Origin of the sequence: Ottowia sp. (genome assembly GCF_016703145.1) — a bacterium.
Taxonomy (GTDB): Bacteria; Pseudomonadota; Gammaproteobacteria; order Burkholderiales; family Burkholderiaceae_C; genus Ottowia.
Genome location: NZ_JADJCO010000005.1, coordinates 415,234 through 437,637 on the forward strand (window position 1 = coordinate 415,234; position 22,404 = coordinate 437,637).

Annotated in this window: 21 protein-coding genes and 3 pseudogenes; 12 read left to right on the plus strand and 12 right to left on the minus strand. The window is 70.3% G+C overall.

Features of this window, described 5'->3' with window-relative positions; genetic code table 11:
- Positions 1-2: 2 nt before the first annotated feature.
- Together IPG65_RS15095 and IPG65_RS15100 are read left to right on the plus strand one after the other, a co-directional pair.
- Positions 3-989, plus strand: coding sequence for an MDR family oxidoreductase (locus tag IPG65_RS15095; RefSeq protein ID WP_293191342.1), 987 nt, complete (start codon positions 3-5; stop codon positions 987-989).
- A gap of 47 nt (positions 990-1,036) precedes the next feature.
- Complete coding sequence (locus IPG65_RS15100; protein WP_293191344.1) at positions 1,037-1,516, plus strand: CreA family protein; 480 nt, start codon at positions 1,037-1,039, stop codon at positions 1,514-1,516.
- Between the two features lie 42 nt (positions 1,517-1,558).
- On the opposite strand, the gene IPG65_RS15105 is transcribed toward IPG65_RS15100, so the two are convergent.
- Positions 1,559-1,966, minus strand: coding sequence for a phage holin family protein (locus IPG65_RS15105; RefSeq protein WP_293191346.1), 408 nt, complete (start codon positions 1,964-1,966; stop codon positions 1,559-1,561).
- A gap of 65 nt (positions 1,967-2,031) precedes the next feature.
- Positions 2,032-3,858, minus strand: a complete 1,827-nt coding sequence (locus tag IPG65_RS15110; RefSeq protein ID WP_293191348.1) for a glutamine--tRNA ligase/YqeY domain fusion protein — start codon at positions 3,856-3,858, stop codon at positions 2,032-2,034.
- Between the two features lie 206 nt (positions 3,859-4,064).
- On the opposite strand from IPG65_RS15110, the gene IPG65_RS15115 reads away from it, so the two are divergent.
- Positions 4,065-4,424, plus strand: coding sequence for a hypothetical protein (locus tag IPG65_RS15115; protein WP_293191350.1), 360 nt, complete (start codon positions 4,065-4,067; stop codon positions 4,422-4,424).
- Between the two features lie 123 nt (positions 4,425-4,547).
- On the opposite strand, the gene IPG65_RS15120 is transcribed toward IPG65_RS15115, so the two are convergent.
- The gene (locus tag IPG65_RS15120; RefSeq protein ID WP_293191352.1) at positions 4,548-5,465 is read right to left on the minus strand and encodes an AraC family transcriptional regulator; all 918 of its coding nucleotides are present in this window, start codon (positions 5,463-5,465) and stop codon (positions 4,548-4,550) included.
- A gap of 25 nt (positions 5,466-5,490) precedes the next feature.
- Here IPG65_RS15120 and IPG65_RS15125 point away from each other — a divergent pair.
- Positions 5,491-5,994, plus strand: a pseudogene (locus IPG65_RS15125) (SDR family NAD(P)-dependent oxidoreductase); the annotation flags it as partial.
- A 10-nt stretch (positions 5,995-6,004) separates the two neighbouring features.
- On the opposite strand, the gene IPG65_RS15130 reads toward IPG65_RS15125, so the two are convergent.
- From IPG65_RS15130 to IPG65_RS15145, 5 genes and pseudogenes are all read right to left on the minus strand, one after another.
- Complete coding sequence (locus tag IPG65_RS15130) at positions 6,005-6,844, minus strand: LytTR family DNA-binding domain-containing protein (RefSeq protein WP_293191354.1); 840 nt, start codon at positions 6,842-6,844, stop codon at positions 6,005-6,007.
- 8 nt (positions 6,845-6,852) lie between these two features.
- Positions 6,853-7,911 (minus strand): histidine kinase, encoded by a 1,059-nt coding sequence (locus IPG65_RS15135; RefSeq protein WP_366819686.1) that lies wholly within the window; start codon positions 7,909-7,911, stop codon positions 6,853-6,855.
- Between the two features lie 68 nt (positions 7,912-7,979).
- Complete coding sequence (locus IPG65_RS15140; protein ID WP_293191356.1) at positions 7,980-8,255, minus strand: 2TM domain-containing protein; 276 nt, start codon at positions 8,253-8,255, stop codon at positions 7,980-7,982.
- A 31-nt stretch (positions 8,256-8,286) separates the two neighbouring features.
- The gene (locus IPG65_RS19395; RefSeq protein WP_366932152.1) at positions 8,287-8,841 is read right to left on the minus strand and encodes a DUF6622 family protein; all 555 of its coding nucleotides are present in this window, start codon (positions 8,839-8,841) and stop codon (positions 8,287-8,289) included.
- A gap of 57 nt (positions 8,842-8,898) precedes the next feature.
- A pseudogene (locus tag IPG65_RS15145) lies at positions 8,899-9,288 on the minus strand (DUF2306 domain-containing protein); the annotation flags it as partial.
- A gap of 142 nt (positions 9,289-9,430) precedes the next feature.
- On the opposite strand from IPG65_RS15145, the gene IPG65_RS15150 reads away from it, so the two are divergent.
- The 3 genes from IPG65_RS15150 (at position 9,431) to IPG65_RS15160 (ending at position 11,449) form a co-directional block, all read left to right on the plus strand.
- The gene (locus IPG65_RS15150; protein WP_293191359.1) at positions 9,431-10,180 is read left to right on the plus strand and encodes an ankyrin repeat domain-containing protein; all 750 of its coding nucleotides are present in this window, start codon (positions 9,431-9,433) and stop codon (positions 10,178-10,180) included.
- Between the two features lie 100 nt (positions 10,181-10,280).
- A complete protein-coding gene (locus IPG65_RS15155) occupies positions 10,281-11,105 on the plus strand; it encodes an undecaprenyl-diphosphate phosphatase (protein WP_293191362.1) in 825 nt (274 codons plus the stop codon).
- Between the two features lie 26 nt (positions 11,106-11,131).
- Positions 11,132-11,449 (plus strand): DUF2322 family protein, encoded by a 318-nt coding sequence (locus tag IPG65_RS15160; protein ID WP_293191364.1) that lies wholly within the window; start codon positions 11,132-11,134, stop codon positions 11,447-11,449.
- Positions 11,450-11,551: 102 nt separating this feature from the next.
- On the opposite strand, the gene IPG65_RS15165 is transcribed toward IPG65_RS15160, so the two are convergent.
- Entirely contained in the window at positions 11,552-11,965 is a 414-nt protein-coding gene (locus IPG65_RS15165; protein ID WP_293191366.1) for a hypothetical protein, read from the minus strand.
- Between the two features lie 251 nt (positions 11,966-12,216).
- On the opposite strand from IPG65_RS15165, the gene IPG65_RS15170 reads away from it, so the two are divergent.
- On the plus strand, positions 12,217-13,329 hold the full coding sequence (locus tag IPG65_RS15170; protein WP_293193008.1) for an NAD(P)/FAD-dependent oxidoreductase: 1,113 nt from the start codon (positions 12,217-12,219) through the stop codon (positions 13,327-13,329).
- Between the two features lie 8 nt (positions 13,330-13,337).
- Here the strand turns inward: IPG65_RS15170 and IPG65_RS15175 are convergent, their stop codons facing one another.
- Entirely contained in the window at positions 13,338-14,762 is a 1,425-nt protein-coding gene (locus IPG65_RS15175) for an MFS transporter (RefSeq protein ID WP_293191368.1), read from the minus strand.
- Positions 14,759-15,828, minus strand: a pseudogene (locus IPG65_RS15180) (quinone-dependent dihydroorotate dehydrogenase). The gene IPG65_RS15175 and the pseudogene IPG65_RS15180 overlap by 4 nt, the downstream one beginning before the upstream one ends.
- A 45-nt stretch (positions 15,829-15,873) precedes the next feature.
- Between IPG65_RS15180 and rpiA the strand changes: the two are divergent.
- Positions 15,874-16,545: a ribose-5-phosphate isomerase RpiA gene (gene rpiA, locus IPG65_RS15185; protein ID WP_293191370.1), complete on the plus strand. Its 672-nt coding sequence runs from the start codon at positions 15,874-15,876 to the stop codon at positions 16,543-16,545.
- A 219-nt stretch (positions 16,546-16,764) separates the two neighbouring features.
- Here the strand turns inward: rpiA and yegQ are convergent, their stop codons facing one another.
- On the minus strand, positions 16,765-18,141 hold the full coding sequence (gene yegQ, locus IPG65_RS15190; protein WP_293191372.1) for a tRNA 5-hydroxyuridine modification protein YegQ: 1,377 nt from the start codon (positions 18,139-18,141) through the stop codon (positions 16,765-16,767).
- A 69-nt stretch (positions 18,142-18,210) separates the two neighbouring features.
- Here yegQ and IPG65_RS15195 point away from each other — a divergent pair, with 69 nt between their 5' ends.
- From IPG65_RS15195 to IPG65_RS15205, 3 genes are all read left to right on the plus strand, one after another.
- Complete coding sequence (locus tag IPG65_RS15195; RefSeq protein WP_293191374.1) at positions 18,211-18,804, plus strand: DUF3617 domain-containing protein; 594 nt, start codon at positions 18,211-18,213, stop codon at positions 18,802-18,804.
- 180 nt (positions 18,805-18,984) lie between these two features.
- Positions 18,985-21,888, plus strand: coding sequence for an aconitate hydratase (locus tag IPG65_RS15200; protein ID WP_293191377.1), 2,904 nt, complete (start codon positions 18,985-18,987; stop codon positions 21,886-21,888).
- A 43-nt stretch (positions 21,889-21,931) separates the two neighbouring features.
- Positions 21,932-22,396 (plus strand): (2Fe-2S)-binding protein, encoded by a 465-nt coding sequence (locus IPG65_RS15205; protein ID WP_293191380.1) that lies wholly within the window; start codon positions 21,932-21,934, stop codon positions 22,394-22,396.
- Positions 22,397-22,404: the final 8 nt, after the last annotated feature.

Genomic DNA, 22,404 nt, shown 5'->3' on the forward strand with positions numbered 1-22,404 from the left:
CGGTGTTCAAGGCCCTGCTTCTGACCAAGAGCGACGACGGCAAGCTGTCGTGCGCCGTGACCGATCTGGACGAATCCCAACTGCCCGCCGGCGAGGTGCTGGTGCAGGTGGCGTACTCCACGCTGAACTACAAGGACGGCCTGGCCATCACCGGCCACGCGCCGGTGGTGCGCAGCTACCCGATGGTGCCCGGCATCGACTTCGCCGGCACCGTGCTGGAGAGCAGCGACGCGCGCTACCAGCGGGGCGACGCCGTGCTGCTGAACGGTTGGGGCGTGGGCGAAGGCCACTGGGGCGGCCTGGCGCAGCGGGCGCGCGTCAAGGCCGACTGGCTGGTGCCGCTGCCCGCCGGCCTGACGCTGCAACAGACCATGGCCCTCGGCACCGCCGGCTACACCGCCATGCTGTGCGTGATGGCGCTGCGGGGCCAGGGCGTGACGCCCGAGCGCGGCCCGGTGCTGGTGACGGGCGGCAACGGCGGCGTGGGCTCCATCGCCATCGCGCTGCTGTCGCGGCTGGGCTTCACCGTGCACGCATCCACCGGGCGGATGAACGAGGCCGATCACCTGAGGGCGCTGGGCGCGGCCGAGCTGGTTGATCGCGCGGTGCTCAACGCCCCGGGCAAGCCGCTGCAGAAGGAGCGCTGGGCCGCCGCGGTGGACAGCGTGGGCAGCCGTACCCTGGGCAACGTGTGCGCCAGCCTGCGCTACGGTGGCGTGGTGGCGGCCTGCGGTCTGGCGCAGGGCATGGACTTCCCGGCCACGATGGCGCCCTTCATTCTGCGCGGCGTCACCCTGGCCGGCGTGGACAGCGTGATGGCCCCGTACGCGCGCCGCGTGCAGGCGTGGTCACGGCTGGCGGCCGAACTGCCCGCCGACGTGCTGGCGCGCAACACCCGGACCATCGGGCTGGCCGACGCCCCCGCCGTGGCGGCCCAGCTGCTGGCCGGTCAGGTGCGCGGGCGGGTGGTGGTGGATGTGAATGGGTGAATTCCGGCCCTGAAGGACTGTCCAGGACGAGTGGCCGAGGAACGACGATGAACAGCCTGCCCCGCACCACGCTCGCGCCACTGCTGTGCGCGCTGGCCGCCACCGTCCACGCGCAGAAGATCGGTGACGTCAGCACGGCCTTCCAGTGGGTCGGGCCCAACCACAAGATCGTCGTCGAGGCCTACGACGATCCGCTGGTCCAGGGCGTGACCTGCTACGTCGCGCGCGCCCGCACCGGCGGCATCAAGGGCGGGCTGGGCCTGGCCGAGGACCGTGCAGAAGCCTCCATCGCCTGCCGCCAGGTCGGCCCGGTGCACTTCAAGGAACCGCTGCCGAGGGAGGACGAGGTGTTCAGCGAGCGCATGTCCGTGCTCTTCAAACGCCTGCGCGTGGTGCGCATGGTGGATGGCGGGCGCAACACGCTGATCTACCTCACCTACGCCGACAAGCTCATCGAAGGCTCTCCGCGGAACAGCCTGACGGCCGTGCCCATTGACCGCGCGACGCCGATTCCGTTGAGGAAATGAGTGCGCCCGCGGCGCCCCGCGGGGCGCTGCCGGCCAGCGGCGTCACAGCCAATCCGACCCGGGCGATGGGCTGGTCTGGATGGTGAACTCGGGCGTGCCGCCCAGGATGAAGGCGCCCAGCACCAGGCTGAGCAGCGACATGAAGATGCCGGCCCAGAAGGCGATCCAGAAGCCGTCCAGGTGGAAGCCCCGCACCAGCCGGGCCACCAGCATCAGCACCAGCGCATTGATCACCAGCAGGAACAGGCCGAACGTGACCAGGGTGAGCGGCAGCGTCAGCACCACCAGCAGCGGCCGCACGACCGCATTGGCCAGCCCCAGCAGCAGGGCCGCCACCACCAACGCGCTGGTGCCGTCGAAGCGCAGGCCCTTGAACACGTGGCTGGCCACCCACAGGCCGAACGCGGTGATGGCCCAGTGGAGGAGAAAAGGGGCGAGGTTGGCAAGCATGGCCGGGTGGAGAAGCGTGGTGAGGGGTCGGGTCGGATGGCCTGGGTCGAGGTGCGCGCGCGGACCTATTTCCCCCAGGAATCCCGCAGCCCGGTGACCCGGTTGAACATCAACCGAGCACCCGGCCCGTGTTCACGTCGGTCGGCGACGAAGAAGCCATGCCGCTCGAACTGGAAGCGCTCTTCAGGCCGCGCCTGTCCCAGGCTCGGCTCCACGATGGCCTGCGCAATCTTCAGGCTGTCCGGGTTCAGCACGCTCAGGAAGTCGCGCCCGCCTGCGTCGGGCTGCTCCTCGGTGAACAGGCGGTCGTACAGGCGCACCTCGGCGGGCAGGCCGTCGTGGGCAGCCACCCAGGTGATGACGCCCTTGACCTTGACGCTGTCGGCGCCGGGGGAGCCGGATTTGGTGTCTTTCAGCAGGTTGGCCCGCACCACGCTTAAGCCGCATGCTTCATCTTTAATAGCGCCCAGGCATTCGATGACGTAGCCGTATTTCAGCCGCACCTTGTTGCCGGGGAACAGGCGGAAGAAGCCCTTGGGCGGGGTTTCCTCGTAGTCGGTGCGCTCGATCCACACTTCCTTGCCCAGCACGAAGCGGCGCTCGCCCATCTCGGGGTGGTGCGGGTGCGCGGGGGCGCTGCACGGCTCCAGGTGGGTGTCGCTGCCGAACACCTCGGCCCAGTTCTCGATGACGAGCTTGAGCGGCTCCAGCACGGCCATGGCGCGCGGGGCGATGGGGTCCAGCGTTTCGCGCAGGGCGGCGTCCAGGGCGGCGTAGTCGGTCCAGGCGTTGCTGGTCTTGGTGACGCCGCTGCGCTCGGCGAACAGGCGCAGGCTCTCGGGCGTGTAGCCGCGCCGGCGCAGGCCGGCCAGCGTGGGCATGCGGGGGTCGTCCCAGCCGGTGACGTGGCCTTCTTCCACCAGCTGGCGCAGCTTGCGCTTGCTGGTGACGACGTGGCCCACGTTCAGGCGCGCGAACTCGTACTGCCGCGGGGGCGGCGCGACGAGCAGGCCACCTTCGATCAGGCGCTCCAGCAGCCAGTCGTAGAAGGGCCGCTGGTCCTCGAACTCCAGCGTGCAGATGCTGTGCGTGATCTGCTCCAGCGCGTCCTCGATCGGGTGCGCGAAGGTGTACATCGGGTAGATGCACCACTTGTCGCCGGTGTTGTGGTGCGTGGCGCGGCGAATGCGGTAGAGCGTGGGGTCGCGCAGGTTGATGTTGGGCGAGGCCATGTCGATCCGGGCGCGCAGCACCATGGCGCCGTCCGCGTGCCGGCCGGCGGCCATCTCGCGCCAGCGCGCCAGGTTCTCGGCCGGCGCGCGGTCGCGGAACGGGCTGTTGGTGCCGGGCGTGCCGAAGTCGCCGCGCGTGGCGCGCATCTGCTCGGGCGTCTGCTCGTCCACGTAAGCGTGGCCGGCCTCGATCAGGTGCTCGGCCGCGCGGTACATGAAGTCGAAGTAATCGCTGGCGAAATACTCGTGCGGCCGCGCCGCGCCGGGGTGATGGGGGTCGTCGGCCAGCAGGGTCTCATAGCCCAGCCAGGCCACCATGTCGCGGATGGAATCGACGTATTCCTGTTCTTCCTTCTCGGGGTTGGTGTCGTCGAAGCGCAGGTGGCAGACGCCGCCGTAGGCCTTGGCCAGCTCGAAGTTCAGCCAGATGCTCTTGGCGTGGCCGATGTGCAGGTAGCCATTGGGCTCGGGCGGAAAGCGGGTGCGGATGCGGGCCGGATCGGCCATGCCGGCCTGGTGGTGCGGGCCGTCGCCAGGGCTGCCGCCCCAGCGGCGCGCGGCGTAGGTGCCTTTGTGCAGGTCTTCTTCGATGGCGTGGCGGATGAAGTGGCCGGGCTTGGCGCCGTCTGGCGCGGCGGCGTGGGAATCGGGGGAGGACATGGGCGGATTCTAGGGGGGCGCCCGCGTGCGATAGCGCCCAGCTACCTTGCCCGGAGACCAGATGTCGGGCTGATGCGAACTCTGGTTACGCGCCGATACGGGTTTCACGCAGCGGCCGTGGTCTGTATCGCGCTTTGCCCCGTTTAATCAGCGTACTGGTCGCGTTCGTGGGCTCCACGGCGCACCGCTCACACAAGGAGAAAGCCATGAAATCGATGCAACGCATGCTGGCCGCCGGGGCGCTGGCCCTGGGCGCGCTGGGGTCCGCCGGGGTGGCGCAGGCGCGCGACGTGTACTGGTCGGTGGGCGTGGGCTCGCCGGGCGTCGCCATCGGCGTCGGCAACGCGCCACCGGCTTACTACGCGCCGCCGGTCTATATGCAGCCGGCGCCGGTGTACGTGCAGCCGCGCCCGGTGTACGTGCAACCGCATCCCGTGTACATGCAACCGCCCGCGTACTACGGGCCGCCGCGCGGCTACCGCCCGGCGCGCTACTACTACGGCCCGCCCGGCCACCACAAGCACTACAAGAAGTCGCGCCACCGCCATCGTCACTGGGACGATTGAGCCCCCCGTGTTCTCCCACCGGGCCCGTGCGTGGGCGATGCCCGGGCCGGTTTTTCCAAGGTGACCCTCTTGACCCGCTCCGCGTGAGCGGGCTTTTCATGGCTGGGCAGGGCGAAAAGCCGCTCAGCTCAGTGGCCGGTTTTCTCGATGCATGCGCGCGTGGCGGCCCGGGGGCTGGCCGACGTGCCGGCTGAACGCGGTGCTGAAGGTGCTGGCGGACCCATGGCCGACCCGTTCGGCGACCGCCGCGACGGCCACGCCGTGGCGCCGGAGCAGATCCTTCGCGAGGGCCATGCGCCACGCCAGCAGATATTCCATCGGCGGCAGCCCCAGGGCGCGGGTGAACCGCTCGAAGAACGCGGACCGTGAGAGCGCGGCCTTTCTCGTGAGCTGCTCGACCGTCCAGGAGCGGGCCGGATCGCCGTGCATGAGCCGCATCGCGGCCGCCAGGCGCGCATCGGACAGCCCGCGCAGGAATCCCGGCGATGCGGCTTCGCCCGGCATCGAGCGCAGGGCTTCGATCAGCAGCACTTCGACCAGCCTGGCGAGCACATGCTCGCGGCCAGGACGCTGCGTCATGGATTCGTCCCGGACCAGCCGCACCAGCACGGCCAGCCTTTCCACGCCGCGCACGTGCAGCAGCACGGGCAGCAGCGTTACCAGCAGGGCCGCGTCAGGCGAATCCAGGAGAAAGTGCCCGCCCAGCCTGCGGACGTCCGGCCTGCCCCCGCGTCTTCCGTGGCGAACCTCGCCCGTGGGGGAGGGCGACGTCCTCGGGTCGAGGTGCCGCGGCGCCACGGGCTCGAAACCCGACAGGGTGAAGCCGGGCGTCGCGGGCATGAGCACGAAATCGCCCGCCTCCAGGGTGACGGCCTCTTGCCCCTCCACCGCCAGGAGGCAACGGCCCTCGAGGACGGCGCAGAAGCTGGGCTGCTCGAAGGCAGCGTAGCGAACGCCCCATCGTCCCGCGCCGCTGATGAGCTTGCTGAAGACGGCGCGGGGCCGGAGCAAAGCGATGACTTCCGAGAGCGGATCGACCATGACTGGACTTTCGCCAATGAAATGTGTCGGGCTCTTCGGCGCTTTCGAGATGACCCCGATAGCCACCGTGCGCGACGTGTTCGAGACCAACACGTTCGGCGTGATGGCGATGGTGCAAGCCGTTCTGCCCCGTTTCCGCGCCCGCCAGTCGGGGGTGATCGTCAACGTGACGTCGAGTGCGGCGCTGGCACCGTTTCCCCTCGTGGCGGCGTACACCGCCAGCAAGACGGCCATCGAGGGCTTCACGGGTTCGCTCGCCCTCGAACTGGAGGCGTTCAACGTGCGGGTCAAGCTGGTCGAACCTGGCTATGGGCCGTCCACGCGCTTCGCCGACAACGGGCAGCAGCGCATGCGGGGATTGGTTTCCGAGCCATACCAGTCCTTCGCGCAGGCCTGCTTCGCCGCCCTGGCACAGCCTTCGGCCGTGACGAGCGAATCCGACGTGGCCGAGGCGGTGTGGCGGGCTGCGCATGACGAATCCGGGATCCTCCGGTTTCCGGCGGGTGCCGATGCGCTTGCTCTCGCGTGATCGGGGCTGGCTACATGGCCTTGAACAGGTGCGCGTAGAGCCGGCTCACGGCCAGCCGGTCGGGGCAGCCGCGCAGGGCCAGGTGGAGCCGGCCCGCCTCGTCGCGCTCCACGGTGTCGATGGCGTCGGCGCGCACCACGGCGGAGCGGTGGATCTGCCAGAACCGTTGCGGGTCGAGCTGCGGCAGCAGTTCTTTCAGGGGGGTGCGCAGCAGGTGCTCGCCGCGGGCCGTGACCACGCGCACGTACTTGTCGGCGGCCTGCAGGTACACCACTTCGTCCATCGGCACCATGCGGATGGTGGCGCCGCCCGATCCCGCGGGGCTGACCTGCAACTGGCGCAGCGGCGCGGCGGCCGGGGCGGCGGGCTGCAGCGCGGCCAGCAGCTGGCCCAGCCGCTCGGCCGTGGCTTGCAAGCTCGAATCGGCCGGACTGTTTGCTCCCGTTTTAATAGCTTTTGACCAAATGGCAGTGCGGACTGAGCGCAGTTTTTGCACTGTTTTTGCCAGCCGCTCGGGCTGCACCGGCTTGAGCACATAGTCCAGCGCCTGGGTTTCGAAGGCCTTCACGGCGTACTGGTCGTAGGCGGTGACGAAGGCCAGCGCCGGGAACGGGCCGTGGCGCTCGTCCCAGCGGTCGGCCAGCTCGGCGGCTGCGTCCAGGCCGCTCAGGCCCGGCATGCGGATGTCGAAGAACAGCACATCGGGGCGCAGCGCCAGCGCCTGCTCGACCGCGCTGGCGCCGTCGCCCACGGTGGCGACGACGCGCAGCTCGGGCCAGGCGCGCGCCAGCTCGGCCTTCAGCGCGGCAGCCAGCAGCGGTTCGTCTTCGGCGATCAGGGCGGTGGGCATGGGCGGGCTCACGCGATGGTATCCAGCGGCAGCGTGACGCGCACCGTGGTCCCCTGACCGGGATTGGACCGGACCTCCACACGTCCGCGCCCACCATGGGCGGAGACCACGCGCTCGCGAACCTGCGCCAGGCCGAAGCAGTCGGCGCGCGGCGCGCCCTGCGGGTCGAAGCCGACACCGGTGTCCGCCACCTCCAGCCGCAGCCCATCGTCCTGCAGCGCGGCGCTGATGTCGATGCGGCCGCCTGCCACGCGCGGCTCCAGCCCGTGGCGGATGGCGTTCTCGACCAGCGGCTGCAGCAGCAGCGGCGGCACGGGCAGATCGCGCAGCGCCTCGGGCAGCGCCAGCCGGTAGGCCAGGCGCGGGCCCATGCGGATGGCCATCAGCGCCAGGTAGTCCGCCAGCCGCGCGAACTCGGCGGCCAGCGGGTGCGACAGCGCGCGCGAGCCGGCGAGCGTGACGCGCAGGTAGCGGTCGAGGTGGTCCAGCATGACCAGGGCGCGGGGCGGGTCGATGGTGATGAGGGCGCGCAGGTTGGCCAGGGTGTTGAACAGCATGTGCGGCTCGAGCTGGGTTTCCAGCAGCTTCAACCGGGCCTCGCTGGCATCGCGCTGGGCGGCGGCGATCTCGGCCTGCAGCGCGGCGGCCCGGCCCCGCGCATGGAAGTAGAAGCTGGCGACCACGCCCGCCGCCACGGTGACCAGCAGGCCCAGCGGCAGGTCGCGCTGGGGATGCATCATCTCCTCGCCCAGCAGCAGGCGCGCGGCGCTGGAGCCGCCGAAGTAGCCCGACACGATACCGGCCAGCGTCAGCGCCACGCCGCGCCAGCCCTTGGGCCAGCCCTGGCTGGCGGCGCCGGCGGCGCGGTGGCAGTGGCGCGGATCGACGAGGTAGCGGCCGAACTCGATCACGCCCCAGGTCGTCAACCCGATGCACAGCGAATACACCAGTTGGTGCGGGTAGCCGCTGCCGGCCCAGATCATGGTGGTGAACACCGCCACCACGCTGCAGAAGGCCAGCACCTGCAGCAGGTGGCGGAGGGCGTCGCGCCAGTCGATCTTCATCATCGAATGCTACTGTCGTGATAGCTGGCCGCCAAGACGGGATGCCAGCATGGGGCTGATTTTTTCTGGAATCATCCGCGCCGGGCCAGCCGCTCGCGCTCGGCCCGCACCAGCCGCTCGTGCAGGCCGCTCGCCAGCGCGAGCACCACGGCGCCGTGGATCGCCAGTCCCAGGCCCCACCCGAGCAGCGGGTAGAGCGCCCAATGGCGGCCCGTCGAGAAGGCCAGCGCCATCAGCACCAGGTTGACCGCCACGTACACGGCGGCGTGGAGGTACAAGCCGAGCTTGAGGCCCGCGCGGCGGCGCGCGATGCGTTCGAGGTCGGGGCGGGGATCGGGCGTGTTCATGGCGTTTCCTTGGTGGGCGGGCGGCAGGGTTTCAGGCGGCGCGGGGAAGGGGCCGCGCGGCGGGGCGCCAGGCCAGCCGCCACAGGCGCGCGGCGCGGCCGACGAACAGGCCGCTGAACACGCCGTACAGCGCGGCCACCGGCAGGGCGAAGCCGGGCTGGGCGATCTGGCCGGGCTGCAGCGCCAGTTCCACGCCCACGGCGTACTTGGTCAGGAAGATGCCCACGATCAGCGCCAGCGGCGCCCAGCTGCCGGGCAGCGCGTAGCGGCGCGCGGCGGCGTCGTAGGTGGCGTTGGCGCGGCCCCAGGCGGTCGCGGCCAGCACGGCGGCGGCGGTGCCCAGCCAGAGCGCGAGCACCGGCGCCCACAGCGGCGAGCCGCCGAAGGCCGACGCCAGGCCCCAGGCCGAGAAGGCGGTCATGGCCAGCGGCATGGCCGACACGCGCAGCAGGCTGGCCGAGCGGTCGCGCACCTGGGTGGCGCCCAGCACCAGCAGGCCAGCGAGGATGCCCCAGACGTAGAGGGGCGTGTTCTTCAGGATGCCGGCGATGGCGCCGGGGTGGTGGGTGACGAGTTGCAGCAGCATGGGGACATCTCCGGACAGGTCGGGGTGTGACGAGGACAGGGCGGCAGCGGCGCCGCCCCAGAGCAGGCCGCCCAGGTAGCGCCCGGGCAGCAGGGTGAACACGCCGGCGCCGACGCAGGCGAGGAAGTAGAGCCGGCGCATCAGCGCGGCGTGCCCGGCGACGTCGTGCCGCGCCAGATTGACGAAGGCGCCCAGCAGGCCGAGCAGGGTGACCGGCACCAGCAGGTGGATGGGCGTGTAGCCGCCCCAGTTGGGCAGACTGAAATCGCGGATGAAGATGGCGCTGAGCGCCGTGGCGAGCATCAGCGTGACCCAGGCATAGCCGAAGGCGCGGTGCAGCCGGGGCCGCTGCACGCGCCCCTGGCGCGCCCACAGGGCAACGGGGCCCAACGCCAGCGCGCCGAGCGCGGCGCTCATGTGGATGGCGACGAGGGGAGTGAGTGTCATGGCGCGGCTCTCGGGTAGGCGGTGTGGATGGCGCCACTGTGCCGGCCGCCCGCGCGCCGGGCCAGCGGCTTGCGACGAAACGCGCCCGGCGCGGTGCCAGATGCACGGGTGGCGCGCCAGCGGCGCGCCCATAATCGGGCCCATGCCGCCTTTCGACCTCCTTGCGCCCCGGTTGCCGCGCCGCGCCTTGATGTGCGGGGCCATCGGCCTGGGGTTGGCGGCGCCGCGCGCGGCCTGGGCCAAGGCCCCGGCCAAGGCGCCGGCCGCCGCCAAGCCACCGCCGCCCGTGCCCCTGTCGCCGCAGGACCAGCAGTTGCTGGCCGCTGCCCGCGCCGGCGACGCGGCGGCGGTGCGCCGCGCGCTGGACGCGGGCGCGGCCATCGAGGCGCGCGACGCCGACGGGCGCACGCCCGTGCTGCTGGCCACCCTGGCGCGCCACGTGCCCACGGTGCGGCTGCTGATCGACCGCGGCGCCAACGTCAACGCGCAGGACCGCCAACGCGACAGCGCCTTCCTGCTGGCGTCGGCGCAGGGCCTGACCGAGATCGTGCGCGCCACGCTCGGCGCCGGGGCCGACGTGGCCAGCACCAACCGCTACGGCGGCACCGGCCTGATCCCGGCTTGCGAGCGCGGCCACCTGGAGACGGTGCGCCTGCTGCTCAGCACGCCCATCGACGTGAACCACGTCAACGACCTGGGCTGGACGGCGCTGCTGGAGACGGTGGTCCTGGGCGACGGCAGCGCCACCTACGTGCAGATCGCGCGCCTGCTGCTGGCGCGCGGCGCGCAGGTGAACCTGGCCGACCGCCAGGGCGTCACGCCCCTGCGGCACGCCGAGCGCCGGGGCCAGCGGCGCGTGGCCGACCTGCTGCGCGCCGCGGGCGGCAAGTGACACCCCCTCTGCGCGCCTCCGCTGGAGAAAAGTGCCTGAAGCCCCGGTAGAATCTACGCCCGAAGCTATGAAACATGTAGCTTATTGAAAGGTGTTTTCCGTGGATTTCGCATTGCTGGCCAAGGCCGCCCTGATGGGCGTGGTGGAGGGCCTGACCGAGTTCCTGCCCATTTCGAGCACCGGCCACCTGATCCTGGCCGGCAGCCTGCTGGGGTTCTCCGACGCCAAGGCCAAGGTCTTCGACATCGCCATCCAGACCGGCGCCATCGTCGCGGTGATCATCGTCTACTGGCAGAAGATCCGCGACACGCTGCGCGCGCTGCCCCACGGCGGGCAGGCGCGGCGGCTCGTGCTGAACGTCGCCATAGGCTTCGCGCCCGCCGTGGCGCTGGGGCTGCTGGCGGGCAAGGCCATCCAGGCGCACTTGTTCACCCCGCAGGTGGTGGCCACCACCTTCATCCTGGGCGCCTTCGTCATCCTCTGGGCCGAGCGGCGCCCGCAGAGCGCCGCGCGCATCCAGAGCGTGGACGAGATGGGCGCGCTCGACGCCCTCAAGGTCGGCCTGGCGCAGTGCCTGGCCATGGTGCCGGGCACCAGCCGCTCGGGCGCCACCATCATCGGCGGCATGCTGCTGGGGCTGTCGCGCAAGGCGGCCACGGACTTCTCGTTCTTCCTGGCCATTCCCACGCTGGTCGGCGCCGGCGCGTACTCGCTCTACAAGCAGCGCGCGCTGCTGTCGTGGGCCGACGCGCCGATGTTCGCCACCGGCCTGCTGTTCTCCTTCGCCAGCGCCTGGATCTGCGTGCGCTGGCTGCTGCGCTACATCGCCAGCCACAGCTTCGTGCCCTTCGCCTGGTACCGCATCGGCTTCGGCGCCGTGGTGCTGGCGACGTGGTGGACGGGGCTGGTGGTGTGGGCGGACTGAATCACGCGATCAACGAGCTCTCACCCATGGACTTCCAGCAGACCCTCGCCACCTTGCCCACCGCCGACCACCTGCGCGGCCTCGACGTCGTCGATGGCGCGGGCGCCGTGGTGCGCCACATTCCCGCCGCGCCGGGCAAGATGGGTTCGCTGCGCGTCTACCACGCGCTGGCCGACCGCTTCGGCGGCCGGCTGGACGCCGAAGCCGTGGCGCAAGGGCTGGCGTGGTTCGCCGAGCACGTGGCCGACGCCCGCGACCGGCCCGGCGCGCACCCCAACATCGACCTGCTGCTGAATCCCGCCACCCCGGCGCGCGGTTGGCGGCTGGTGCCGCTGGCGGTCTGACCGGATTTCGGTTTCAAGCCAAATAGGCCATCAGCCGGCGTGGATACTGAGCTGGCAGCTATCGATTCCGTAGTTTTCGGATAGCTCCTCCGGCTCCGCGGATTACCTGCTGGGCAGCGGCGTCGACGCAGTCATACGGTCGCGCGCGGCCTTGTGCGCCGCCGAGGCGTCCTTGCGGCAGGTGATCTTGGCCTCGCCGCTCAGGTCGTCGCACTTCTCCTTGGCCACTCCGTACTCGGCATTGGCCTTGGCCAACTCCACATTGCGCTGCGTCCCGTCCGACGGATTGCGCTTGGCCTCCAGTTCGGCCCCGGCGACTTTCTCGGCGCCCTTGGCCTGTTCCTCGCACACGTCCTCGGCGTTGCCCTTCAGCGCGTCGCACTGGGCCTTGGCGGCCTTGTAGTCGGCCGCGATGCGGTCCCGCTCGGCCTTGTATTCCTGGTCGGTCATGGCCATGCTGCTGCCGGCGAACAGGCCGGCGGCCAGAAGGGTAAGGAGGGACAGTGCTGGTTTCATGGTGAGAACTCCTTTTGACGGCGGGACGTCCGCCGACACGGGTTCAATCTAGGCCGGCGCCAGCCGCGCACGAGTAAGCGACTGCGGCGAGCGTATCGGGATGCTCCACGGTTCGCGCCGCCTTACCATGGGCACGGGCGAATCTTGCTCACGCTTGTTACCGGCGCGACCCTGCGCGACGCCGGTGGCCGGAGCGGTCGCGGATCTGAATGCAAGACACCTGAAGACGAAGAAAGGCTGGCGTCATGAGCATCACGGAACAAGTCGATACCGTCGTCATTGGCGCCGGCGTGGTCGGGCTGGCGGCGGCGCGCGCGTTGGCGCTGGCGGGGCGCGAGGTGATGTTGCTGGAGGCGGCCGAGAGCTTCGGCACCGGCACCAGCGCGCGCAACAGCGAGGTCATTCACGCGGGCATCTACTACCCGGCCGGCTCGCTCAAGGCGCGGCTGTGTGTGCAGGGCAGGCAGATGCTGTACGACTACTGCGCCGAGAGCGGCATCGGCCACCGGCGCTGCGGCAAGCTGATCGTGGCCACCAGCGCGGCGCAGGTCGATGAGCTGCGCGCCATCCAGGCCGGCGCCGCCGCCAATGCGGTGGAGGACCTGCGGCTGCTCACGCGCGAGGAGGCCCAGGCGCTGGAGCCGCAACTGGCCTGCCACGCGGCGCTGCTGTCGCCGTCCACCGGCATCGTGGACAGCCACGGCCTCATGCTGGCGCTGCTGGGCGACCTGGAGCACGCGGGCGGCCTGCTGGCCTGCCATTCAGAGGTTATTGGGCTCGCAGCCGGCATGGAATCTGTGCCAGGCGCTATCGAAATCACAGTAAAAGACGGCACCGTGCTGGTTGCGCGCCAGGTGGTCAACGCCGCCGGCCTGCACGCCCCGATGCTGGCGAGGCTGACGCGGAGGCTGCCGGCGCGCTGCGTGCCACGCGCGTACTTCGCCAAGGGCAGCTACTTCACGCTCGGCGGCCGCGCGCCGTTCACGCGGCTGATCTACCCCGTGCCCGAGCCGGGCGGCCTGGGCGTGCACCTGACGCTGGACCTGGGCGGGCAGGCCAAGTTCGGCCCCGACGTGCAGTGGGTGGATTCGTCCGCCGACCTGCAGGTCGATCCGAAGCGCGGCGACGCCTTCTACGCCGAGGTGCGCCGCTACTGGCCCGGCCTGCCGGACGGTGCGCTGCAACCGGGCTACGCCGGCATCCGCCCCAAGATCAGCGGCCCCGGCGAGCCGGCGGCGGACTTCGCCATCCAGGGCCCGCGCGAGCACGGCGTGCCGGGGCTGGTCAACCTGTTCGGCATCGAATCGCCCGGCCTGACGAGCTGCTTGGCGATCGGCGCGGCCGTGGCGGCCATGCTGGCCTGAACGGCCTGCTACGCCCCGGCCGCCGGCATCAACCCGCGCCGCCGCGACAGGCTGAAGAGCCCCGCCACCGCCGCGCAGGCCGCGCCCAGCGCCAGCGCGACGGGCGGGCCGGACGGCGGCGGCGCGGCGCTGAACACGATGGCCAGCAGCACCGCGCCCGCGCTCTGCCCCGTGAGCCGCGCCGTGCCCAGCATGCCGCCCGCGCCGCCCGCGCGGTGGACCGGGGCCGAGGTGACGATGGTGTAGTTGTTGGGTGACTGGAACAGCGCGAAGCCGACGCCGCACAGCGCCATGCGCCAGGCGATGCCGGCGTTGTCCGGCGCCGCGGGCAGCAGGGCCAGCAGCGCCAGCCCGGCGGCCATCAGCCACAGGCCGATGGCGCTCAGCACGCCGGCGTTGCAGCGCCCGATCAGGCGGCCCGCGACCGGCGCCATGGCGATCGAGCCCAGCGGCCACGCGGCCATCAGCGCCCCGGTCTGCGCCGGCGACCGCCCCAGGCCCACCAGCAGCAGAAAGGGCAGGGCGATCTGGCCCAGCGTCTGCGCCGCGAAGGCGGTGACCGAGGTGCACATGGACAGCGCGAACACCGGGATGCGCAGCAGGTCCACCGGCAGCAGCGGCACGTCCTGCCGCAATTGGCCGCGCACGAACACCGCGCCCACGGCCACCCCGCCCAGCAGCAGCGCGGCGGCCAGCGCGGCGTCCCGCGCCCCGGCGACGCCGGCGCCCACGCGCGTGCCCAGCAGGTCCACGCCCAGGAAGATCAGCGTGAACATGGCCGCGTTCTGCAGCACGTCCAGCGGCCGCAGGCTGACTGGCGTGGCGCTGCGCAGGTGCGGCAGCGCGCGGCGGCCCAGCCACAGCAGGCCCAGGCCCAGCGGCAGGTTGATGGCGAACAGCCAGGGCCAGCTGGCGTGCGACAGCACCGCCGCGGCCAGCGTGGGGCCGGCCACCGAGGTGACGGCCACGGTGATGGAATTGAGCGCCATGCCGCGCCCCAGCAAGGCGTGCGGGTAGGTCAGGCGCACCAGCGCGGCGTTCACGCCCATGATGCCGGCCGCGCCCATGCCCTGCAGCGCGCGCCAGGCGATCAGCGCCGGCAGGCCGCGCGACAGCGCGCAGCCCAGGCTGCCCGCCAGCAACACGGCCACGCCCCACAGGTACACGCGCCGGTAGCCGAAGCGGTCGCCCAGCGCGGCGCAGGGCAGCATCATCACCAGCACGGCGAGCTGGTAGGCATTGACGATCCAGATCGCGGTGGCGGGCGCTTGCTGAAACTCCCGCGCGATGGCGGGCAGCGCCAGCGTGACGAGGGTGCCGTCCAGCACGGCCAGGCCGATGCCCAGCAGGATGGTGGCCATGGCCAGCCGCCGCTCGCGCAGCGGCAGGCCATCGGCGGGCCCGCCGGCGGCCTGGGGAACGGCTTCGCTCATCCGGCGCGCAGGCGCCGCAGGGCGTGCGCCGCTTCCGGCACCAGGTTGGGGCCGCGGTAGATCAGCCCGGTGTAGATCTGCACCGCGTCGGCGCCGGCCTCGATCTTGGCCACGGCGTCGCGCCCGCTCATCACGCCGCCCACGCCGATGATGGGAAAGCCCGCCCCCAGCGCCGCCCGCAACTGGCGGATCACGCGGTTGCTGGCCTCGCGCACCGGCGCGCCCGACAGGCCGCCGGCCTCGCCGGCGTGCGGCAGGCCCTGCACCGCCTCGCGCGAGAGCGTGGTGTTGGTGGCGATCACGCCGTCCATGCCGTGGCGGCGCAGGGCGTCGGCGATGGCCTGCACCTGCGGCTCGTCCAGGTCAGGCGCGATCTTCAGAAACAGCGGCACGCGGCGGCCGTGCTCCTGCGCCAGCTCGCCCTGGCGCGACTTCAGGGCCGAGAGCAGGGCGTCCAGCGCGGCGTCGCCCTGCAGGTCGCGCAGGTTCTGGGTGTTGGGGCTGGAGATGTTGACCGTCACGTAATCGGCATACGGGTACACGCCGGCCAGGCAGGCCAGGTAGTCGTCGGTCGCGCGCTCGATGGGGGTGCTGGCGTTCTTGCCGATGTTCAGGCCCAGAATCATGCGCTGGCCCGCATCTGAATTGCGCTGTGCGCTGTGAAAACGAGAGTTTCTGACGTGGCGCACGAAGGCGTCGAGCCCTCGTTGTTGAAGCCCATGCGGTTGATCAGTGCGTCGGCGCGCGGCAGGCGGAACATGCGCGGCTTTGGGTTGCCCGGCTGCGGCTTGGGCGTGACGGTGCCCACCTCGACGAAGCCGAAGCCCATGGCGCCCAGGCCGTCGATGGCGCGGGCGTTCTTGTCCAGCCCGGCGGCCATCCCCACCCGGTTGGGAAACACCAGGCCCGCCAGCGTGACCGGGTCGCGCACGCGCGGGCTGCACCAGGCCCATTCCAGCGGCGTGCCCTGGGCGCGCGACAACATGTCGATGGTGAGTTCGTGCGCGGCCTCGGCATCGAGGCTGAAGAGCAGCGGCCGCGCCAGGCCGTAAGGGAGGAGGCTCATCGGATAATTCTTTTCATCGATTGGAACAACGGGAAATTGTCGCAAATGACGCAGGACGAACTGAAGGCCATGGTTGGCCGGGCCGCGCTCGACCACGTGGTGGCGGGGGCGATCGTGGGGGTGGGCACGGGCTCGACGGTGAACAAGTTCATCGACGCGCTGGCGGGCATCCAGGACCGCATCGCGGGCGCCGTGTCCTCGTCCGAGGCCTCGACCGCGCGGCTCAAGGGCCTGGGCATCCGCGTGTTCGACTGCAACGAGGTGGACGAGATCGCCGTCTACATCGACGGCGCGGACGAGATCGACGGCCAGGGCCACATGATCAAGGGCGGCGGCGCCGCGCTCACGCGCGAGAAGATCGTCGCGGCGCAGTCGCGGCGCTTCGTCTGCATCGCCGACGAGTCCAAGCTGGTCGGGCGGCTGGGCGCCTTCCCGCTGCCGGTGGAGGTGGTCCCGATGGCGGCGCGGCGCATCGCGCGCCAGTTCGCCGCCCTGGGCGGCGAGGCCACCTTGCGGCTCAAGGACGGCCGGCCCCTGGTCACCGACAACGGCCAGCACATCCTGGACGTGCGCGGCCTGGCGATCGCCGACCCGCTGGCGTTCGAGAGCGAGGTGAACCAGTGGCCCGGCGTGGTCACCGTCGGCGTGTTCGCGCACCAGAAGGCGCAGGTGTGCCTGCTGGGCACGCCGGCGGGGGTGAGGACGCTGGTGTTCTAGCGCCATCCAGAAGGCGCCGGGACGATCTTGCGCGGCGGGCCGCCTGACCCCCAACCCCGTGCGGCCTCTTTCCGCAGCGCTTTTCGCGTTCCGCGCGAACGCAATATGCCGCTCGGGTCCTGCCCCGGATGGCGATAGATCAGCGTGAGCGAGCTATATGAAACATAGCTGTTGGCACAATACCCGTGCGGGTTTCAAGGCAAAAAGGCTTGACATCGCTCAGCCCGCCGGCGCCGCCGCCAGGCGCGCGATGAGGGCGTGCTCGGCCGGCCCGTCGATGGGGATCCACACCCGCAGCGGGTTGCCGGCCGCCACCTGCACGGGCTCGCCCTCGGCGTTCTTCATCGTCTCCAGCCGCACGGTGCGGTTGCCCTGCGGGTGGATGATCTCGATCCAGTCGCCGACGGCGAAGCGATTCTTGGTCTCGACCTCGGCCCAGCCGTCCCGCACCGCCTTTACTTCGCCGACGAACTGGCTGCGCGTGGCCACCGAATGGCCCGTCTCGTAGTTCTGGTAGTCCTGCGCTGGGCGGCGCTCCAGGAAGCCGCTGGTGTAGCCGCGGTTGGCCAGGCCCTCCAGCTCGGTGATGAGCCGCGGGTTGAACGGGCGCCCGGCCACGGCGTCGTCGATGGCGCGGCGGTAGGTCTGCGCGGTGCGGGCGACGTAGTACAGGCTCTTGGTGCGGCCCTCGATCTTGAGCGAATCGACGCCGATCCTCGCCAGCTTCTCGACCTGCTCGACGGCGCGCAGGTCCTTGCTGTTCATGATGTAGGTGCCGTGCTCGTCCTCCATGAGGGGCATGAGCTGGCCGGGGCGGCCGGCTTCCTCGATCAGGTAGACCTTGTCGGCCGCCGGGTGGCGCTGGCCGCCGCCGCAGGTGGAGGGCTCGCGGGCCGCGTCCTCCTCGGCGGCGGCGAAGTCGAAGCCGTCGAGCCGGCCGCCCTGGGCCAGCGCCTCGCCGGTGTTGGGATCGACGTCGGCGCCCAGCGTCTTGTAGTTCCAGCGGCAGGCGTTGGTGCAGGTGCCCTGGTTGGGGTCGCGGCGGTTGAAGTAGCCGGACAGCAGGCAGCGGCCCGAATAGGCGATGCACAGCGCGCCGTGCACGAACACCTCCAGTTCCATGTCCGGGCATTCCTGGCGGATCTGCTCGACCTCGGCCAGGCTCAGCTCGCGCGACAGGATGATGCGCGCCACGCCCATGCGCTGCCAGAACTTGACCGCCGCCCAGTTGGTGGTGTTGGCCTGCACGCTCAGGTGCACGGGGATGTGCGGCCACTTCTCGCGCACCAGCATGATCAGGCCGGCGTCGGCCATGATCAGCGCGTCGGGCTTGAGCTGCACCACCGGCTCCAGGTCGCGCAGGTAGGTGCGCAGCTTGTCGTTGTGGGCGATCAGGTTGCTGGTGACGAAGAACCTCTTGCCGCGGGCGTGCGCCTCGGCGATGCCTTGGGCGATCTGCTCCAGCCGGAAGTCGTTGTTGCGCGCGCGCAGGCTGTAGCGCGGCTGGCCGGCGTACACCGCGTCGGCGCCGAAGTCGTAGGCGGCGCGCATCTTGTCGAGGCTGCCGGCGGGCAGCAGCAGTTCGGGGGTTTTCATGGAGCGTATTGTCCTTGCTGCGGAGCGCATACCATCGGCATCGTCTGTATTGCTTTTGAAGGAAAGACCATGAAGATCAGAACCCTGGCCGTTCTACTGGCCCTGTTCACCGCCGGCGCTGTCCATGCGCAGGGCGGCATCAAGCCCGGCCTGTGGGAGACGCGCATCGTCCGCATGCTGGTGAATGGCGAGGACATGGTGCCCCAGACGATCGCCGCATGGGAGCGGCTCAAGAAATCCCAGACCAGCATACCGCCCGAGCAGCGCAAGAAGATGGAAGCCTTGCTGACCCAGGGGAGCGGGGATCCGTTGACAAGGCCCATGTGCATCAGCGCCGACATGGCCGCGCGCGACCACGTCATGATTCCGCGGCCTCCGCGCGCCGAGTGCGAGTCTCCCAAGCTGACCCGCAGTGGCAACCACATCAATTTCGAGATGGTCTGCAAGCAGGACGGCCGCGATCTGACCGGCAAGGGAGAGGTTGTGTTCGCGGGGGATCAGGTCACCACGAAGATGGAAACCGTCGGCACCAACGCGGCTGGCGCACGGCAAAATATGGTGGTGGAGACGCGGATGAAGTTCCTGCGCAGTGACTGCGGGCAGGTGCTGCCGCTGAACCAATCCGGGGGCGAGGCGCCGGCCAAGCCCGGAACGAAGAAATAGCGTCCGCCGAGTGGGGAATATCGACTTTCTCAGTCACCATTTGCTACTTTATCAATAGCGTATGACATAATACTGAGAAGGGTTGCGTACCAATTCTATTCAAAATCAGGGTTGTCGGCGGAAACGGTGGCGGGCTGGCGGTGGGCCTGCCACAATGGCTTGATCCAGAAGGAGAACGCCATGGCCGCTTCCCGCCACCCCCACGCCTTCGCCGCCACCCTTAAGTCCTTCGAGACCGCGTCCGGCAAAACGGGCCAACTGTTCTCGCTGCCCGCGCTGGCCCGGCGGTTCCCCGGCATCAAGCGCCTGCCGGTGTCGATCCGCATCGTGCTGGAATCGGTGCTGCGCCACTGCGACGGCCGCAAGGTGACGGCCGAGCACGTCGCGCAACTGGCCAACTGGCAGCCCAACGCGCCGCGCACCGACGAAATTCCCTTCACCGTCGCCCGCGTGGTGCTGCAGGACTTCACCGGCGTGCCGCTGCTGGCCGACCTGGCGGCCATGCGCTCCACCGCCCAGCGCCTGGGCCAGGATCCGAAGAAGATCGAGCCGCTGGTGCCCGTCGACCTGGTGGTGGACCATTCGATCATGGTCGACTACTACGGCCGCAAGAACGCGCTCGACCTGAACATGAAGCTGGAGTTCCAGCGCAACCGCGAGCGCTACGAATTCATGAAGTGGGGCATGCAGGCGTTCGACACCTTCGGCGTCGTGCCGCCGGGCTTTGGCATCGTGCACCAGGTCAACCTCGAATACCTGGCGCGCGGCGTGCACCGGCGAGCCGACGGCGTGGTTTACCCCGACACGCTGGTGGGCACCGACAGCCACACCACCATGATCAACGGCATCGGCGTGGTCGGCTGGGGCGTGGGCGGCATCGAGGCCGAGGCCGCCATGCTGGGCCAGCCGGTGTACTTCCTCACGCCCGACGTGGTGGGCTTCGAGCTGACGGGCCGCCTGCGCGAGGGCTGCACCGCCACCGACCTGGTGCTGACCGTGACCGAGCTGCTGCGCAAGGAGAAGGTGGTGGGCAAGTTCGTCGAATTCTTCGGCGAGGGCACGCGCACGCTCAGCCTGCCCGACCGCGCCACCATCGGCAACATGGCGCCCGAATACGGCGCCACCATGGGCTTCTTCCCGGTCGATGAGCGCACCATCGAATACTTCGAGGGCACCGGCCGCACCAAGGGTGAGATCGAGGCGTTCGAAGCCTACTTCCGCGCCCAGGGCCTGTTCGGCGTGCCGCGCGCCGGCGAGATCGACTACTCGCAGGTCGTCAGGCTCGACCTCGGCCAGGTCACCCCCAGCCTGGCCGGCCCCAAGCGCCCGCAGGACCGCATCGAGATCGGCCGTGTCGCCGAGCAGTTCAAGGCGCTGTTCTCGAAGCCCATGGAGGAAAACGGCTTCAACCGCCCGGCCGAGGCCCTGCACCTGCGCGTGAACGTCGCGCGCGACAACGAGCCCGATCCGTCCGAGGAGGCGCCCGCGATGTGCCCCACGCCCGCTGGCGCGCCGCGCGACGTGGTGGAGATGGAGGCCAACAAGCCCACCCTGGCCTCCGCGCGGGCCGAGGCCGCCGTGGTGCCGCCCATCTCGCCCACGGGCTATTCGCTGGGCAACGGCGACGTGCTGATCGCCGCCATCACCAGTTGCACCAACACCAGCAACCCCAGTGTGCTGCTGGCCGCCGGCCTGCTGGCCAGGAAGGCGGTGGATGCGGGGCTGAAGGTCAAGCCGCACATCAAGACCTCGCTGGCGCCGGGCTCGCGCATCGTCACCGAATACCTCACCGAGACTGGCCTGCTGCCCTACCTGGAGCAGCTCGGCTTCGCCGTCGCCGGCTACGGCTGCACCACCTGCATCGGCAACGCGGGCGACCTGGCGCCCGAGATCAACGAGGCCATCACCGAGAACGACCTCGTGTGCGCCGCCGTGCTGTCGGGCAACCGCAACTTCGAGGCGCGCATCCACCCCAACCTGAAGGCCAACTTCCTCGCCAGCCCGCCGCTGGTGGTGGCCTACGCCATCGCCGGCAACGTCATGGTCGACCTGATGACCCAGCCCGTCGGCCAGGGCAAGGGCGGGAGCGACGTGTACCTGGGCGAAATCTGGCCCACCAGCGACGAGATCCAGAAGCTGCTGAAGTACGCCATGAAGGGCAAGGCCTTCCGCGCCAACTACGCCAAGGTGCGCACCGAGCCCGGCGAGTTGTGGGAGCGCATCGAGGGCGTGACCGGCCAGGTCTACAACTGGCCTCTCAGCACCTACATCGCCGAGCCGCCTTTCTTCGAGCAGTTCACTATCGATTCAGTAGCTTCCAGCGCAGGATACGCGCGGGATGAGGCCCAGAATGACCCATACTCTGTGCGCGGCGCGCGCATCATGGCGCTGTTCGGCGACTCGATCACCACCGACCACATCTCGCCCGCCGGCAGCATCAAGGACAGCTCCCCCGCCGGCCAGTGGCTGCTGGCGCACGGCGTCACGAAAGCCGACTTCAACAGCTACGGCTCGCGCCGCGGCAACCACGAGGTGATGATGCGCGGCACCTTCGCCAACGTGCGCATCAAGAACCTGATGATCCCGCCGCAGCCCGGCGGCAGCCGCGAGGAGGGTGGCGTGACGCTGGCCCAGCCCTCGGGCGAGAAGAAGTTCATCTACGACGCCGCCATGGACTACATCGCCGCCAGCGTGCCCACGGTGATCTTCGCTGGCGAGGAGTACGGCACCGGCTCCAGCCGCGACTGGGCGGCCAAGGGCACGCAGTTGCTGGGCATCAAGGCCGTGGTGGCCAAGAGCTTCGAGCGCATCCACCGCAGCAACCTGGTCGGCATGGGCGTGCTGCCGCTGCAGTTCAAGCCCGGCGACTCGTGGGAGAGCCTGGGCCTGCGCGGCGAGGAGTTGATCGACGTCATCCCGGCAGCCGACCTGGCGCCGCAGAGCGAGGCCCGGCTGGTCGTCACCCGCGCCGACGGTTCGCGGCAGGAGGTGACCCTCACGCTGCGCATCGACACGCCGATCGAGGTGGATTACTTCACCAGCGGCGGTATCCTTCCCTACGTGCTGCGCCAGTTGCTGGCGTGACCGATCACTTCCCTCCCACGACAACTTCCAAGAGCCCTCATCCATGGCCGTCAACTTCACCCTCAATGGCAAGCCGGCATCGGCCGATGTCGATCCCTCCACCCCCATCCTCTGGACCCTGCGCGACACGCTGGGCCTGACCGGCACCAAGTTCGGCTGCGGCATGGCCCTGTGCGGCGCCTGCACGGTGTACCTGAACGGGCAGGCCATCCGCTCGTGCGTCACGCCGATCTCGGCCGCCGAGGGGCAGCAGATCAGCACCATCGAGGCGCAGGCCACCGACCGGGTGGGCAAGGCGGTGGAAGACGCCTGGGTGCGCCACGACGTGGCCCAGTGCGGCTACTGCCAGAGCGGCCAGATCATGAGCGCCGCCGCGCTGCTCAAGTCCAACCGGACCCCGACCGACGCGGACATCGACGGCGCCATGGCCGGCAACATCTGCCGCTGCGGCACCTACGCGCGCATCCGCACGGCCATCCACGACGCGGCCAGGTCGCTCGCATCCTGATCCGGCGC